At 32.8% G+C, this 16,925-nt stretch carries 13 protein-coding genes; 8 read left to right on the top strand and 5 right to left on the bottom strand.

The window, feature by feature from the left end; all coding sequences use genetic code 11:
* Positions 1-2: 2 nt before the first annotated feature.
* Together FGM02_RS05160 and FGM02_RS05155 are read right to left on the bottom strand one after the other, a co-directional pair.
* Positions 3-1,559, bottom strand: a complete 1,557-nt coding sequence (locus FGM02_RS05160; RefSeq protein ID WP_139957245.1) for a carboxypeptidase-like regulatory domain-containing protein — start codon at positions 1,557-1,559, stop codon at positions 3-5.
* Positions 1,552-2,142, bottom strand: coding sequence for an RNA polymerase sigma factor (locus tag FGM02_RS05155; RefSeq protein WP_139957244.1), 591 nt, complete (start codon positions 2,140-2,142; stop codon positions 1,552-1,554). The genes FGM02_RS05160 and FGM02_RS05155 overlap by 8 nt, the downstream gene beginning before the upstream one ends.
* A gap of 101 nt (positions 2,143-2,243) precedes the next feature.
* On the opposite strand from FGM02_RS05155, the gene FGM02_RS05150 reads away from it, so the two are divergent.
* Both FGM02_RS05150 and FGM02_RS05145 read left to right on the top strand, forming a co-directional pair.
* On the top strand, positions 2,244-4,109 hold the full coding sequence (locus tag FGM02_RS05150; protein ID WP_139957243.1) for a vWA domain-containing protein: 1,866 nt from the start codon (positions 2,244-2,246) through the stop codon (positions 4,107-4,109).
* 922 nt (positions 4,110-5,031) lie between these two features.
* Entirely contained in the window at positions 5,032-6,174 is a 1,143-nt protein-coding gene (locus FGM02_RS05145) for a LamG domain-containing protein (RefSeq protein WP_139957242.1), read from the top strand.
* A 70-nt stretch (positions 6,175-6,244) separates the two neighbouring features.
* Here the strand turns inward: FGM02_RS05145 and FGM02_RS05140 are convergent, their stop codons facing one another.
* The gene (locus FGM02_RS05140) at positions 6,245-7,336 is read right to left on the bottom strand and encodes a hypothetical protein (RefSeq protein WP_139957241.1); all 1,092 of its coding nucleotides are present in this window, start codon (positions 7,334-7,336) and stop codon (positions 6,245-6,247) included.
* Positions 7,337-7,530: 194 nt separating this feature from the next.
* Between FGM02_RS05140 and fbp the strand changes: the two genes are divergently transcribed.
* The 4 genes from fbp (at position 7,531) to FGM02_RS05120 (ending at position 12,861) form a co-directional block, all read left to right on the top strand.
* Positions 7,531-8,553, top strand: coding sequence for a class 1 fructose-bisphosphatase (gene fbp / locus FGM02_RS05135; RefSeq protein ID WP_139957240.1), 1,023 nt, complete (start codon positions 7,531-7,533; stop codon positions 8,551-8,553).
* A gap of 87 nt (positions 8,554-8,640) precedes the next feature.
* The gene (locus FGM02_RS05130; RefSeq protein ID WP_139957239.1) at positions 8,641-9,153 is read left to right on the top strand and encodes an RNA polymerase sigma factor; all 513 of its coding nucleotides are present in this window, start codon (positions 8,641-8,643) and stop codon (positions 9,151-9,153) included.
* Between the two features lie 169 nt (positions 9,154-9,322).
* Positions 9,323-10,240: a FecR family protein gene (locus tag FGM02_RS05125; protein ID WP_139957238.1), complete on the top strand. Its 918-nt coding sequence runs from the start codon at positions 9,323-9,325 to the stop codon at positions 10,238-10,240.
* On the top strand, positions 10,240-12,861 hold the full coding sequence (locus tag FGM02_RS05120) for a TonB-dependent receptor (protein ID WP_139957237.1): 2,622 nt from the start codon (positions 10,240-10,242) through the stop codon (positions 12,859-12,861). The genes FGM02_RS05125 and FGM02_RS05120 overlap by 1 nt, the downstream gene beginning before the upstream one ends.
* Positions 12,862-12,864: 3 nt before the next feature.
* Here the strand turns inward: FGM02_RS05120 and FGM02_RS05115 are convergent, their stop codons facing one another.
* Positions 12,865-13,548, bottom strand: a complete 684-nt coding sequence (locus tag FGM02_RS05115) for a nitroreductase family protein (protein ID WP_139957236.1) — start codon at positions 13,546-13,548, stop codon at positions 12,865-12,867.
* A 48-nt stretch (positions 13,549-13,596) separates the two neighbouring features.
* On the bottom strand, positions 13,597-14,736 hold the full coding sequence (locus FGM02_RS05110; RefSeq protein WP_139957235.1) for a DNA polymerase III subunit: 1,140 nt from the start codon (positions 14,734-14,736) through the stop codon (positions 13,597-13,599).
* A 93-nt stretch (positions 14,737-14,829) separates the two neighbouring features.
* On the opposite strand from FGM02_RS05110, the gene FGM02_RS05105 reads away from it, so the two are divergent.
* Together FGM02_RS05105 and FGM02_RS05100 are read left to right on the top strand one after the other, a co-directional pair.
* Positions 14,830-15,513 carry a TonB-dependent receptor gene (locus tag FGM02_RS05105; protein ID WP_139957234.1) on the top strand — a complete coding sequence of 228 codons (684 nt, stop codon included), beginning with the start codon at positions 14,830-14,832 and terminating at the stop codon, positions 15,511-15,513.
* A gap of 106 nt (positions 15,514-15,619) precedes the next feature.
* Positions 15,620-16,804: a phosphoglycerate kinase gene (locus FGM02_RS05100; protein WP_139957233.1), complete on the top strand. Its 1,185-nt coding sequence runs from the start codon at positions 15,620-15,622 to the stop codon at positions 16,802-16,804.
* Positions 16,805-16,925 lie beyond the last annotated feature (121 nt).

Genomic DNA, 16,925 nt, shown 5'->3' with positions numbered 1-16,925 from the left:
GTTTAATTAAAAGTAGGTTCTAATACTAGTTCAATTTCGAGGGGAATTAAAGTTCCATCAACTTTTGTTGCAGCTGTCCATAGTGGACTTTTTGCTAGTAGCTCTTTTAAAGCCTTCTTAATTTTTAATTTTTTATAGTTAAAAATCTTAAAGTTAGATAATTGTCCGTTAGTTTGTACACTGAATTTAATTTTTATAGCATATTTTTTATTTTCTTTAAACAAACTACGATCGATATTTGTTTGGAGCCAATTTTTAAAATCAGCAATGGTAGTTTTATAAAAAACAGATTGTTGTGTATTCCTATTCTCCGAAAAAATTGCGCTATGCAATAGGCCTCGTTTAGTTGTAACCAGCACAACACCATTGGCACCTTTTGTTCCATATGCTGTTATTTCTTCTGCTTTTTTTAGAACATCCATCATAGCTATTTCATACGGATCTATTGTTGGAAATCCGTTTTTCATTTCAATTCCATCAATGATATACAAGGGGGTTTTAGTGTTTGTTATTCCTTTAAGTTTTTGATTTTCTGAAGGTTTTAAAGAAATACCCGCAATTTTATTTTCTATTTCATTTAAGAGTTTAGCCTCGTTTTTTGCGTTTTCCGCTGCTTTTGTTATTTTGCTTTTTTTAAGCGTTCCATAACCAACTACCACTACTTCATCTAACGAGGCATTGTCTTCTTGCATAGCAATTGACATACTGTCGTTTGCTTGTTTGATTAATTTCTCAAATCCGATATAATTAAATTCAAGCGTACTGTTTTTATCAGATTCTAAACTAAAGTTTCCATCAAAATCAGTCACTGCTCTTGTTTTTTTCTTCGAATCTGTAATGGTAACCCCAGGTAAAGGTTGTCCTTCTGAATCAGTTACCGTTCCTTTAATCAATTTGTTTTGTGGCAAGTCATGGTCCGCTAGTTTTTCAATTTGCGTATCAGGAGAGGTGTTTATTATAGCATTTACTTTTTTAACATCAGAAATTACGACTTCCTCTACTTCATGGGATATTTCTATTTCTTGTTTGAATTCTGTTTTTGGTGAAGGTCTAGAAATTGCTTTTTTCTTTAAACTTCTTGTCGTAGTTGGTGGTATTCTTTTTGTTTCTATTTGTTCCTCTTCTTCCTCTGAAATAACAAGGGCATCAATTTCTACATCAAGGTTATTTAGTTGAGAAGGGTCAAATTCTTTTATTTCTTCTTTAGGCGAAACTACGACTGGTTTTGTTTGTTGTATTTCGTTCAGGTTTGGTTGTTCAATATTTAACACATAAACCAAAGTCCCAAGTCCGATAAATAGCAAAATGGAAGCAGCAATTCTAGTTCTTAAGAAAATTATTTTTCTATTATTTTTTCGTGTTTTGTTTTTTAGTCTGAATTGTAATTTTTCAAAATCGGCTTCTAGTTGTTTTGCCGATAAATTTCCCAATCCTTCTAAAGCTTCCTCTTCAAAAGGATCTTTCATCATATTTTTTTCAAAGGCGTATTTTTCCTTATTTGAAAGCGTGTTTTTCAAATAGGCAAGTGTTTTTTTTAATGTCATTCCAATATCAAACATGGTCTATTTGTTTTTTTTGATCCAAACAAATTTTTAAATTTCGTTTTCCGTTCTGTATAAAACTTTTCACTTTTTTTAGATCAATATTTAAATCATCAGAAATTTCTTGGTAACATTTTTCTTCATAATAGAAAGAAGTAATACATAAGCGTTGCTGTTCTTTTAAAGCTTCCATACATTCTTTTAAAGCAATATTTAAATCAACAGGTTCGTCCTTATCTAATAGATGCAATTCAGTAGTGTTTTCCATAAAAATATCAGAAGAATAATTTTCTTGCTTCTTTTTTTCTGAGACGTCTTTTCTAATTTTCATCAAGCAATAATTCTTACTAACCCCATACAACCAGTTTTTGAAAATTTTAATTTCATGCCTGGGAAGTTCTTTTACCAAGATTTCGAAAATTTGCATTACCGCATCTTGACTTTCTTCTCTGTTTTTTAAATACTTCAAACAAATTCCATACACCAAATGCATATATCTGTGGTAAAGTGTTCCTAAAACCTCAAGGTCGTTTTCTTGACAAAAGCGCAAAATTAGGGCTTCGTCAGTGTCTTTTTTCGGTTTGTTTTTTAGGAATTGCACAAAGCAAAGTAACACTATTAAAAAAACATAAAAAACTTTTATGGAATTTTTGCCATTGCTGCATCTTATTAGAAAACAAGTTTCACTTAAAATTTTAAATCATGAAAAAAGTAGCAGCAATGATCATTTTATTCGTTTTGGCAATCGGCCAACTAACAGCAAAAACAGTTACAGGAATTGTACGAGAACATTTGGGAGCGCCACTTCCTGGTGTTTCCGTTTTGGTAGAAGGAACTTCACGTGGAACAACTACCGATTTTGATGGACATTTTCAAATAGAAATAGAAGAAGGCAAGACTTTAATTTTTAACTATATAGGTTTTGTTACTAAAAAATTAAAAGTTGGAAAGTCAGAGAAGTATACAATTTCATTAATGCCACAAATGACGGAACTGGAAGAAGTTGTTACCATAGGATATGGAAGCCTTAAAAAAAGTAAAATGAAATCTTCTGTGGCCTCAGTGAATTCTTTACAAATTAGAGGGCTTAGTAGTATGGAAGTTCATGAAACGGTGCTAGATAAGCAGGATTATTTATACGGAAATTATGTTAGAGAAGGGGATGATGAAGTATACGAATCGTTGGAAGAAAATGAGTTTAAAAACCCATTGACAAATCCTTTGTCTACTTTTTCCATAGATGTAGATGCTGCTTCGTATAGCAATATGCGTCGTTTTATAAATGACGGACAAAAACCACCTGCTGCAGCAATTCGTATTGAAGAAATGATCAATTATTTTGAGTACAATTATCCGCAACCAAAAGGATCAGATCCGTTTTCAATTAATTATGAAGTAGCTGCATGTCCATGGAACCCTGAAAATAAATTGGTGCATATCGGACTGCAAGGAAAATCTTTAGAAACAAAAGAAGCTCCGGCAAGCAATTTGGTTTTTTTAATAGATGTTTCAGGTTCTATGCGTGCTCAAAATAAATTACCACTTTTAAAAAAGGCCTATGCTTTGTTAGTAAATCAATTAAGAGCCAAAGATAAAATTGCCATTGTTGTGTATGCGGGTAACTCAGGTGTGGTATTGCCTTCAACACCAGGAAATGAAAAGAAAAAAATACTAAAGGCTTTGAATAAATTGCAATCGGGTGGTGGTACAGCAGGTGCAAAAGGATTAAAATTGGCTTATGAAATTGCGGAAGAAAATTTTATAAAAGACGGAAATAACAGAATTATTTTAGCAACCGATGGCGATTTTAATGTGGGGCAATCAAGCAATTCGGATTTAGAAAAATTAATTGTTTCAAAAAGAGACCAAGGAATTTTTATTTCTGTAACCGGATTTGGAATGGGAAATTACAAAGACAGTAAAATGGAAATTATTGCCGATAAAGGAAACGGAAATTATTCTTATATCGATAATATTTTAGAAGCTAAAAAAGTATTTATCAATGAGTTTAGTAGTACGCTTTTTACCATTGCAAAAGATGTAAAAATTCAAATTGAATTCAATCCAAGTCAGGTAAGATCTTATCGATTGATCGGTTATGAAAATAGAATGCTAAAAGCCCAGGATTTTCAAAATGATAAAAAAGATGCAGGAGAATTAGGAGCAGGGCATACCGTTACAGCTTTGTATGAAATTGTACCTATGGACGCAAAAAAGAAATACGACACTGATTTAAAATATCAAAAAGTTAAAAAAACAGAAACTAAAAACAATTTTGAAAATGAATTGGCAACCGTAAAATTCCGATACAAAAAGCCAAACGAAAGCAAAAGTAAATTGTTGGTGAGAACTTTACACAATAGCGCAAAAAAGCAACAAGAAATATCAGAAAATTTTAAATTTTCAAGTGCAGTGGCCGGATTTGGAATGTTGTTAAAAAATTCTGATTACAAAGAAAATTTGAATTACGAAGTGGTTTTAAAAATGGCAAAAGAAGGAAAAGGAAATGATGCGCACGGATACCGTTCAGAGTTTATACGTTTGGTGGAGTTGGTTTCTTTGTTGTAAGAAGAAAATAAATACAAATATGGAAATGATCTATTTTTTGTTTCTGTAGAATTCAAGTTTTAGAAGCGTATAAGCATCCAAAAGAATGGGATGGTCTGGATGCGTTTGTGTTAAAAAGCTAGAATTCAAATAAACTAAAACAAGTCTTGATTTTTGTGACTTTTTATCAAGAAAAAGTTAATGAAAATAGTAAGTCAGTAATATGTAAAACAATATAAAAAAGGAACCAATCTTAGAATTTTTTCAAATGCAGTTGTTAGTTTCTTTTAAAGCTGACAAGAAGAAAATAAATACAAATATGCTAACGACCTACTTTTTGTTTCTGTAGAATTCAAGTTTTAGAAGCGTATAAGCATCCAAAAAATGGAATGGTCTGGATGCGTTCGCGCTAAAAAGCAAGAATTGAAATAAATAAAAATAAGTCTTGATTTTTGTAACTTTTTATCAAGAAAAAGTTAAGGAAAATAGTAAGGCAGAAGTATGTAATACAATCTAAAAAAAAGGAGCAAATCTTAGAAATTTTCCAAGAGCAGTTGTTAGTTTTTTTTTTATACGACAAGAAGAAAATAAATACAAATATGGTAACGACCTATTTTTTGTTTCTGTAGAATTCAAGTTTTAGAAGCGTATAAGCATCCAAAAAATGGAATGGTCTGGATGCGTTCGCGCTAAAAAGCAAGAATTCAAATAAACAAAAATAAGTCTTGATTTTTGTAACTTTTTATCAAGAAAAAGTTAAGGCAATAAAACTGTAACAGTCTACGTAAAAATTAGCCCAAAACTAGGCGTTGTCTAGTTTTATAAGAACCTAAATTAAGATTTTTAGTAGCTTTTTATAAAATGTACAGTTTATTAATAGTTGAAGATTCTTGGTTTTTAAAAGGTTCAAATTAAATTTGTTTGAACCTTTTAAAACCAAAAAATGAAACTTAAAATAGTCCTTGCTGTTCTTCTAATTAATTCTTTGTTTTCTTTGGAAAGCAAATTAATTTCACAAGAAAAAATTGAAAACTTACCCTTGCCTACAAATTTGCAAAAGGAAGCTACTTGGGATTTTCAAGAAGAAATTTCCGATGATTTCAACTATAATTTTTCACCCCAAAATAAACACACAGAATTTGGAAAAGGAAAATGGATCAATTTTTATCAGAGTCATTGGGATGGTCCAGGAACTACCTATTGGAAATACAATCACGTAAGTGTAGCTGATGGAGAATTATTGATCACTTCTTCAAGATGGGATCGAGAAAATGAAGACGAACCGATAGCTAGGAATCCAAATAAAATGGACAAACCAAATGGAGGAATCAATGCAGGTTGTATCACTTCTGTAGGGAAAGTAAAATACCCTGTTTTTATTGAATCAAAATCGAGTGTGGCTAATATTGTTTTGGCCTCTGATGTTTGGTTGTTAAGTCCTGATGCGACCCAAGAAATTGATATTATGGAATGTTATGGAGGTAAAGAACATGGGAATGAGTATTTTGCACAGTCCATACATGTAAGTCACCATTCTTTTATTAGAAAACCATTTACCGATTATCAACCACGAGACAAAGGGGCTTGGTATAAACGAAAAGGAATTACGGGTTGGGGTGAATATTGTTGGAATAATGGCGATCGAAAATATGTAAGAACCGGAGTTTATTGGAAAAGTCCTGTACATTTTGAACATTATATTGACGGTGAATTGATACGAGTTTTACACGACAAGTCATTGGCGACAAAAATTGATGGTGTTTGGGAATATGGATATCCAACCATGACAAATGGCAAATTAGATGTAGAAAGGGGAAAGCAAAAAATAACCGTTTTTAGTACCTCAGAAAATTATTCTTTTGAAGAATTAGAAAAAGCCAATGCTGTTTCTAAAGTTAGTATTATAGATCCTTATGAATATCAAGGAGGAAAAGGATTTACCAAGGAATTGAATGTAATCATCAACTTAGAATCTCAAGATTGGCATGTAAAAGCAGGCAGAACCCCAACAGATGCCGATTTAAAAAACAAAGATAAAAACACGATGAAAGTAGATTGGTTTCGAGTTTTTAAACCAAAAAACTAGTATTTGAAGTATAAAAAATTCCCCATTAGAAACTTTTGTTTCCAATGGGGAATTTTAAAATTAGTCCGTATTATCTACGACCACCTTTGTCGCCTTTACCGCCTTTTTTTGGCATCAATGCTTTTAATTCTTCTTCGCTATTAACAACCGTTGTTTCTTCGTCAATGACTACTGAAATAGGGAAAACAAAAGTTGGATGCGTTCCTTCTTCTAAAGATTGCACATAGGTTTTAAAAGCTTCTTGATCGGCAATTTCTTCTGTACCGGCTTCTGTAGTTACAGAAAGTGGAAATACAAATTCGGGTCTAGCACCGGCTTGTCCTTCTCCACCTTGTCCTGGTTTTTGTCCGCCTTCACGACCACCTTTATCGCCTTTTTTTGGCATCAATGTTTTCAATTCTTCTTCGCTGTTTACCGCAATTGTTTCTTCGTCAATAACTACTGAAATAGGGAAAACAAAAGCAGGATGCGTTCCTTCTTCTAAAGATTGCACATAGGTTTTAAAAGCTTCTTGATCTGCAATTTCTTCTGTACCAGTTTCTGTAGTTACGGAAACTGGAAATACAAATTCTGGTCTAGCAGGTCTGTCGTTTGCAGGCATCAATTCTTTTAATTCTTCTTCGCTGTTTACCACAATTGTTTCTTCATCAATGATTACTGAAATAGGGAAAACAAAAGCAGGATGTGTTCCTTTTTCTAAACTTTCTCTATAAGCTTTAAAAGCCTCTTTGTCGGCAATTTCTTGGGTACCGTCCTCAGTCGTTACGCTTACTGGAAATACCAATTCAAAAGGAGGTGTTCTATGATTTTTTTTCTTGTTTCCAATAAGTGCTTTTAATTCTTCTTTAGAATTTACCGTAATTACTTCTCCATCTACTGTAATTTCAATAGGAAATTCTATTCTTGGTTTGGCATGTTTTTTACCATATTCAGCCAATTCATCATCGTTTGAAATTTCTAAGGTTCCATCATCTTCTCCAATAACCGTTATTGAATAATTAATTGCCATTGTTTCTATGGCTGAAGAAATTTCGTCAGAAGTTAAATCTTGAGTTGTTGCTAATGCTGTTCCTACAAGATCTTCGCTTGCGTTTTCTTGACAAGAAGTAAATACTGTCATGGCTACTGCTAAAATGGCTACTGTGTTTGTAAATCGTTTCATAATTGTTTTTATTTAGAAGTTAATAATCTTTGGTTTCTATTAATGAAACAGGTAAAGAGACAATTTACCCTACCAAAAATTTTAATTTTCTTTTAGAAAATGAAAAAATAAAGGTTATTAAAACGATAAGAACTCCTGTTTCTGCCTTTATTTCATTGAAAAGATTTAAATTTAGCGAATTAAATAATTTGACTATGCAAAAAACACACATGACTCTCGGAGAGTTCATTATCGACAATCAAAAACACTTTAAATATTCTTCTGGAGAGCTATCCAGATTATTAAACTCCATTCGCTTGGCAGCCAAAATTGTCAATCATGATGTAAATAAAGCGGGGCTAGTAGATATTTTAGGAGAAGCGGGCGACACCAATATTCAAGGTGAAGACCAACAAAAATTAGACGTATATGCAAATGATGTGTTTAAATCGGCACTGATAAATAGAGAAATTGTTTGTGGTATTGCCAGCGAAGAGGAAGATGATTTTGTAACCATTGAAGGGAAAGAAAATTCACATACCAATAAATATGTCTTATTAATTGATCCTTTAGATGGTTCTTCAAATATTGATGTCAATGTTTCTGTGGGAACTATTTTTTCTATTTATAGAAGAGTTACGCCGTCAGGTACACCAGTACAATCAGAAGATTTTTTACAAAAAGGAAATGAACAAGTAGCTGCAGGTTATATTATTTATGGAACATCAACCATGTTGGTGTATACCACAGGGCATGGGGTAAACGGATTTACATTAAACCCTGCTTTGGGTGTATTTTATTTATCGCATCCAAATATGGAATTCCCTGAAGATGGAGCTATTTATTCTATCAATGAAGGAAATTATGTACACTTTCCACAAGGTGTAAAAGATTATATTAAATATTGTCAGGAAGAATCGGAAAACAGACCGTATACCTCAAGATATATTGGTTCCTTAGTTTCCGATTTTCATAGAAATATGATCAAAGGAGGTATATATATGTACCCTACCAGTGCAAAGGCACCGAAAGGAAAATTAAGATTGTTGTATGAGTGTAATCCAATTGCATTTTTGGCAGAACAGGCCAAAGGAAAAGCAACCGATGGCTACAAAAGAATAATGGATATTGACCCAACAGAATTGCACCAACGTGTGCCAATTTTTTGTGGAAGTACAAAAATGGTTGCCAAAGCAGAAAGTTTTATGGCAAAATATCCAGAAGATAAAGACTATTAACAAATAGTTACAATTGATGTTGAATTCTTAGAAGGAGAGATCCATATTTTTCTCTTATTTTTGAAGAAGTTAAATTCGTGCCTTTTTATGTCAGAAAATAAATCCGTTTGTGAAGCCCAAGTTTTTGAAAGTATTTATACCAATCATTCAAAATCCTTGTATAATTTTATTTATTACAAATGTGGAAATCAAGCTCAGGCAGAAGATTTAGTACAGGAAGCCTTTATTAAAATGTGGAACAATTGTGCAAAAGTGATTTTTGAAAAAGCAAAATCCTTTTTGTACACGGTTACTAATAATTTGTTTTTAAACGAAGTAGCGCATAAAAAAGTGGTTTTGAAATACAATCAAATCCCCGTAAATGATGCCACAAATGAAAGTCCAGATTTTTTAATGGAAGAAAAAGAATTTATGGACAAGCTTCAAAATGCCATTTCAAATTTAACAGAAGGACAACGAGAAGTATTTCTTTTGAATAGAATTGATAAAAAAACCTACAAAGAAATTTCCGAAATGTTAAATATTTCTGTCAAAGCGGTGGAAAAAAGAATGCATGGTGCTTTGGTAAAAATGAGAGAAAAAATAGGAACTAAATTTTAAGAATTTACAATTGTAAGCAATTACTTTTTTTGTTTAAAAGCTTTCTTTATTTTAGAATAGAGTGGGTTTTAAAGAAAAAATAAAGGTATGCTTCTACATTAAAAAAATAAATATCAAAGTAGGTAGGGTTTTTATATAAATACCTGTTATATAGTTAAACAGTATAATTATGGAGCAAAAATACACAGAAGATACTTTCTTAGCCAAATGGTTATCTAAAGAGTTGACAGAAGAAGATCGTCTGGCTTTTGAAAAAACACCTGCTTTTAAAGAATATCAAAAAATTATAAAAAAAATGGACTTGTTTGAAGCTCCTTCTTTTCAACAAGAAAGAGTTTATAAAAACATTCTAGAAAAAACACAGGCAAAACCAAAAGCCAAAGTAAAAAGCTTGATTCCGAATTGGGTTTCAGCTGTTGCAGCTTCTGTTGCCATTCTTTTTGGACTTTTCTTTTTTATGAATTCAGATACAGAATATACAACCGGATTTGGAGAGCAACTAGCCGTTGTTTTACCTGATGGATCAAAAGTAGAATTAAATGCAAAATCGATATTGAGCTTCGATAAGGATGAATGGAAAGCAGGAAAAAGAAATTTATTTTTAGAAGGAGAAGCCTATTTTAAAGTAAAAAAAGGATCAAAATTTACCGTAAACACAGGGTCTGGAGATGTGAGCGTTTTAGGAACTCAATTTAATGTAAAAGAAGCAAAAGCCTATTTTGAAGTAAAATGTTTTGAAGGAAAAGTAAGTGTGGTAAACACAACAGATTCTGAAATTTTAACTCCAGGAAAAGGCTATAGAAAAGTTGCAGACAAGGCTTCAGAAAAATTAATTTTTGAAACAACAGCACCGACTTGGATTGCCGGAGAATCTACTTTTACAAACGCGCCACTTGTTATTGTTTTGGAAGAATTAGAAAAGCAGTTTCAAATTCAATTTGAAGTAGATTTAATAAATACCGATAGAGTTTTTACTGGAAGTTTTTCTAATAAAAATAAAGAATTGGCCTTGCAAACAGTATGCGCTCCTTTAGGCTTTAAGTTTGAGGTAACAGAAAAAAACACTATTTTGCTGAGCAAAAAATAATGTTTAAAAAGTACTGCTTTTTTCTTTTATTTAGTGTTTCTCTAGTTTATGCTCAAAAGCCCAACCAAACAGGCGATGTAGAGAAAATTGCACTGTCAAAAATTTTAAAACAATTAGAAAAAGAGTACGAGGTTCGCTTTTCATTTGATCCCAATTTAATTGCTGCTTTGCAGTGTTTGCCGTTTCTTGAAGAAACAAATTTGGAGGAGAAACTGGCCTTTCTAAAAAAGGAAACTCAATTACTTTTCGAAAAAATAAATCAACGATACATTGTTATTAAAGAACAAGAACCAGCCACAGATATTACTATTTGTGGTTTTCTTGTTGATGAACTTACCCGAGAACCCATTCAGCAAGCCACGGTTTGGATCCTAGGAAAATCTATTGGGACTTCCACAGACGACAAAGGTTTTTTTGAGTTAAAAGAATTGCATTCCGACTGGATTGCACAAATTGATTATTTAGGTTATCAAAGTCAAAAAGCCCCTGTATTTAAATTACAAAATACTAGCTGTTCGTTTATTTCTTTAAAAGAAGCAAACGAAGAGTTAGATGAGGTGTTGATTAGTGATTATTTAACCCAAGGAATGGTGAAAAAAAATGATGGAGCCATACAGGTATCGCCTAGAAAATTGGCTATTCTACCAGGTTTAATTGAGCCAGATGTATTGCAAAGTTTGCAATTATTACCAGGTATTCAAAGTCCAAATGGTACGGCTACAGGAATTCATGTAAGAGGCTCAACTCCCGATCAGAATTTGATTTTATTTGATGGAATAAAAATGTATCAAACGGGTCATTTTTTCGGATTGATCTCTTCTTTTAACCCTTATGTTACCCAAAAAATTGCCTTGTACAGAAGTGGTACCAAAGCCAAATATGGCGATCGGATAGGTGGGGTTTTGGATATTAGTTCTGGTGAAGAAATTTCCAAATCTAAAGTGGGTTTTGGTGTCAATATGACCCATGCCGATGCTTTTGTAAAAACACCCTTGTTTCATAATAAAATAGGATTGGTTTTTTCCGCAAGAAGGTCTTTAACAGATGTGTGGAATTCTATTACCTACCAAAAATTTTCTGAGAGTGTTTTTCAAAATACAAGAATTTTAGAGGGGGAAGAAGATGTCAATCTAACAGAAACAAATAATACCTTTTATTTTAACGATTACAATTTAAAGTTAATTGCCAAAATTTCTAAAAATGACAAATTGGTGTTTAGCAATTTGTACAACAACAATCAACTGACTTATGCGGCTGAAAACGAAAAATTTCATGAAGAAGTTAGCGATAATATTGGTATTAAAAATAGAGGTTTTGATTTAAAATGGACCAAAAATTGGTCCAAACGCTTGACACAAGAATTGGATATTTCTAACTCTTCGTATACACTAGATTATACAGGAAATAGAATTATCAACAGGCAAAATGAAAGTGAATCGACAAATGAAGATTTTGGGAAATACAATACGGTTGAGGATTTTGGCATACATTACAATTTAGATTTTAAAGTAAACGAATATTCAACAATTTCTGGAGGGTATCAGTTTACAAAAAACAAAGTGCAGTATGTATATGATAATTCTTTGCAGGAGCCAAATAACGTAGTTTTTGTAGAAGATCCTTTGCAAAATAAAACACATGCTTTTTATGCTGAGCATGTCTACAAAAAGAACAAATGGTTTGTTAGTACAGGGCTTCGATCGAATTATTTTTCTAAAGTTGGTCGGTTTTATTTGGAACCACGAGTTTTTGTGTCCAATCAATTAACAACGAATTTTCAGTTAAAAGCCTCCGGAGAAATAAAAAACCAAGTGGTAAGTCAATTAATAGAATTTAGAAATATTGGTTTGGGCTTTGAAAATGATATTTGGGTGTTGTCGGACAATGACGAGATTCCTGTATTAAATAGCAAACAAATTTCTGTAGGGTTGCTGTATCAAAAGAAGGGTTGGAATTTAGATGTGGATTTTTACCAAAAAAACATTTCTGGGCTGACGCTCCTAACGGAAGATTTAATTACCGTAGCACCAAGTTATTTAGGAGGAACCAATAAAATATTGGGTATGGATTTCCTATTAAAAAAACGCTTTGGAAATTACCGTTCTTGGATTAGCTATACGCTTTCTTCTTCCGATTTTACCTATGCTAAATTAAATAGCGGAAACAGCTTTACGGGTACTTATGACATTCCACATTCTTTGGTTTGGTCACATACCTATTCACATAATAAATTTCAGTTTTCTTTGGGGTGGAAAGTCCGTTCAGGGAGTGTTTATACACAAGGAATAAAATTAGTAAATAACCAAAATAACCCGGATAAAAAAGCCATTTTATTTGGAGATATCAACGCAAAAAGATTGCCTACTTTTCAAAAATTCGATTTTTCTACCACCTATAAATTTAAATTTTCTAAAGATGGAAAAACGGAAGGTAAAATAGGCTTGTCGCTTTTAAATATTCTAAATACTAAAAATATTTTAGATCGTGCTTACGAGATAAAAATTACGAGAGTTACACCAGGAACTCAAGGAGCTAGGCCAGAAGAAAAGGAAAATTTGGTGGCGGTGGACAGGCTTTCTATTGGTTTTACACCCAACGTGGTTTTTAGAGTCAATTTTTAAAAATTAGGCTTCATAAAATACCGAAACTTCTGCTAAAGGTTTTCTAGTTAAGTTCGGAATTTGTGTGGGTTGCTTGGCAAAACCTATGGGAATTAGTAAAAATGGTTTTTCGTTTGCTGGTCTTTTTAAAAGCTTTGATAAAAAATTCATAGGACTTGGTGTATGGGTTAAAGAAACGAGTCCGGCCGCATGAATTGCCGCAAGCAAAGTTCCACAAGCAATACCTACCGATTCATTTACATAGTAATTGTTACTTTTTTCTCCGTTGGCATGCAATTCGTAGGTTTTTTTAAAAACAACAATGAGCCAAGGAGCCTCTTCAAGGAAAGATTTTTCATGATTGGTAGCTAAGGGTTCTAAATCTTTTTTCCAACGCTCACTCATTCTAGAATCGTAATTTTCTTTTTCTTCTTTTTCAGCAGCAATTCTAATTTTACTTTTTAAGGCTTTGTTAGAAATGGCACAGAAAATCCATGGTTGCTTATGCGCACCAGAAGGTGCTGTTGAAGCCGTTTTTATAAGGTTTTCAATTACTTCTTTCGCAATGGGTGTTGTAGAAAATTCGCGTATAGAGCGTCTTGTATTGCTAAAATTGTAAAAAGAGGCCGTTTTTTCTACAAGGGTTTCTTCAGAAATTTCTTTAGAAATATAGGGAATGTGTGCGGGTTTGTTGTTTGTTTTCTCCATCAAAATTTGGCTTTGAGTTTTAGAAGCTAAATTTTTTAGAGAATGAATTTAAGCTTCTTTTAGATGCAACAATTTAGTCAACTTTATGGATAAGTCAAGTAGAATAATTTTAGCATTTCCATTTCTTTCAATATGATAAAGTGCATCACCTAGCTCTTTTTCTATTTCTAAAATATTACTGCTATGAATAAATGGTGCAAATTTTTCCATTTTAAATCCAGGGTCTTGAGTTTCTAAAAACACCAAACTACTAGCACTATAATTGGCCAATAATGCTTGTCTAAAAAACTGTAAACAATACTGTAAAAAACGTTTTTGCGTTTCTCTACCTGATTTGGCAATGGTATCACTCCACTCAATTAAATTTTGTACAACGGCAGCATTTCCTTTCGCTTTAAATGCGGTTCTTACCCAAAGAATAAACCAATTTTCAAACACTAAATCGTTAGAATCATGTTTTAAAAGATGCAAAGCTTTGTTGTAATTCCCTTCCGCTTGATGTGCAATTTTTGAAGCTTCAGCATGAAAAGAATTTTCTCTTTCCACCAAAGTATCTGCAATATCACTTTCACTTAAAACAGGAAAATGCAATACTTGACAGCGAGATAAAATGGTATTGATTATTTGCTCTTGATCTTCGGCAATAAGGATAAAAATAGTTTTTGCAGGAGGTTCTTCTATTAATTTTAAAAGCTTGTTGGCAGCGGAGGTATGCATTTTTTCAGCATGCCAAATAATCATTATTTTGTAGCCGCCTTCATAGGATTTTAGTTGTAAGGATTTTACAATTTGTTCGGCCTCATCAACACCAATTTGACCTTGTTTGTTTTCTACATTGATCTGTTGAAACCAATTGAACAAATTACCATAAGGTTGTTCTTTGACAAAATTTCTCCAGTCTTCTAAGAACAAATTACTTACCGGATGCTTTTTTACTTTGTCATTTGTAGCCACAGGAAATGCAAAATGCAAATCGGGATGGGCTAGTTTTTCGCATTTTAAAGCACAAGATTCAGGATCTGAATTATTGCTGCATAAAACATATTGGGCATAGGCAATAGCCGTAGCCAAGGTTCCACTTCCTTCTTTACCAATAAACAATTGGGCATGCGGAATTCGACCATTGTCAGCTGAGGTTTTCAGGTGATTTTTGATATGTGTTTGTCCTATAATATCTGTAAAAAGCATGCGCAAATATAGCGTATTCTGTATAGTTTATTCGGTGATTTTTATTTGGATAAAATTTTAAAAAACTTTTGTAGCTTTAAAAAAAATAAAACTATGAAAACGAAACTATTAGCGCTGAGCTTCTTTTTAACAGTGTTCCAATTATTTTCACAAATCAAAATTGTAAAAGGAACCGTTGTAGCCTTTAAAAAGTATCCAGTAAAAGGTGTGGAAATTACTTCGAAAGGATCGAAAGAAAAAGTTTATACAGATGCAGAGGGTAAATTTGAAATTCAATGCAAATCAAAAGACAAACTGAAAGCAAAGGCCGGTGGTTTTTTTATGGAAAAAATGGAAATTGAAGGAGAGGAAGCGGTTGAAATAAATTTAGTATACGATGTAAAGCGAAAACAGTTTGCATATAACAAAGTGTTGAATGGGAATCATCTAAGTAAAAAGGTGCTCGATCATTGTTTGGAAAATTTAATTGAAGAAAATAATAATTTTGATCAAGCTGCTGATATTTATCAAATTATTCAGACTGTTTACCCGGGTGCAAAATTAAATAATGATTCGGGCTCCATTCGAATTATTTTAAATGCTAGAGGAGAAAATTCTTTGTTTGCCGACATACATGCTTTGTTAGTGGTAGATGGTGTGGTGGTTAACGATATTTCCAATGTTTCGCCATTACAAGTAAAATCGGTAAAAGTTTTGGTCGGAAATCAAGCCGCTCATTGGGGAGTAAGAGGAGGAAATGGTGCTGTAGAAATTACACTTAAATACGGTGCTAAATAACAGCAACAGCTATTTTACAAAAACGTTGTAGTAGCTTTTGAGCGAAAAGAATAATCGTCTGTATGATTTGGACTATATTTGCTTACAAATTTTAATAAAACAAGAGATGAAAACCATTAAAGATTTTAATTTTAAAGGTAAAAAAGCCTTAGTAAGAGTTGACTTTAACGTGCCATTAGATGCAGATTTTAACGTAACTGATATTACAAGATTAAAGGCAGCAAAGCCTACAATCATTAAAATATTAGAAGATGGTGGATCGGCAGTATTGATGTCGCATTTAGGTCGTCCAAAAGGAGTAGAGGATAAATTTTCATTAAGACATATTGTCGCAAAAGCTACGGAGGTTTTAGGAATTGAAGTGAAATTTGTAGCGGCAACTGTTGGCGCTGAAGCGGAAGCTGCTGTTGCTGAATTGAAAGCAGGAGAAGTATTATTATTAGAAAACTTACGTTTCTTTAAAGAAGAAACAGCGGGTGACGAAGCCTTTTCTGAACAATTGTCTAAATTAGGCGATGTTTATGTAAATGATGCTTTTGGAACAGCACATAGAGCACATGCTTCAACAACAATTGTAGCAAAGTATTTTCAAGATAAATTAGCAGGTTTTGTAATTGAAGCGGAATTGGTAAATGCTGATAAAGTTTTAAAAGGTGGAGACAAACCAGTAACGGCTATTATGGGTGGTGCTAAGGTTTCTGATAAAATTTTAATTATTGAAAAATTATTAGACGTTGCTGATAATATCATTATTGGTGGTGGAATGTCTTATACTTTTGCTAAAGCAGAAGGAGGAAAGATTGGAAATTCACTTTGTCAAAATGATTTGTTAGAATACGTTTTAGAATTAGAAGAAAAAGCGAAAGCGAAAGGGGTAAAATTAATTTTCCCTATTGATAATTTCTTAGGAGATGCTTTCTCTAATGACGCAAATACACAAGTTGTGTTAAGAGGACAAATTCCTGATGGTTGGGAAGGGTTCGATATCGGACCTCAAACTATTGAATTATTCTCAAATATTATCAAAGAATCTAAAACCGTAATTTGGAACGGACCAATGGGAGTTTCTGAAATTCCATTATACGCTACAGGAACTATTGAAGTTGCGAAAGCGGTGAAAGATGCTACAGCAAATGGAGCTTTCTCATTAATTGGAGGTGGTGATTCTGCTGCAGCCATTAATAATTTAGGTTTTGGAGATGATGTATCTTACGTGTCTACAGGTGGTGGTGCATTGTTAGAATACATGGAAGGTAAAGAATTACCTGGTATTGCTGCTTTAAGAGCATAATCCAACGATACATATTATTAAATGCTTTACTGATTTTCAGTAAGGCATTTTTTGTGCCTTCAGCGGAAAATGAGTCCTAAGTAAATACTGCTGAAAAAAATAAGCGCTTTAATAAAGCTTA

Source organism: Flavicella sediminum (assembly GCF_006381105.1).
In the GTDB taxonomy this organism is placed as follows: domain Bacteria; phylum Bacteroidota; class Bacteroidia; order Flavobacteriales; family Flavobacteriaceae; genus Flavicella; species Flavicella sediminum.
The sequence above is the reverse complement of the archived record's forward strand: the minus strand, read 5'-3'. Positions and strand labels throughout refer to the sequence as shown.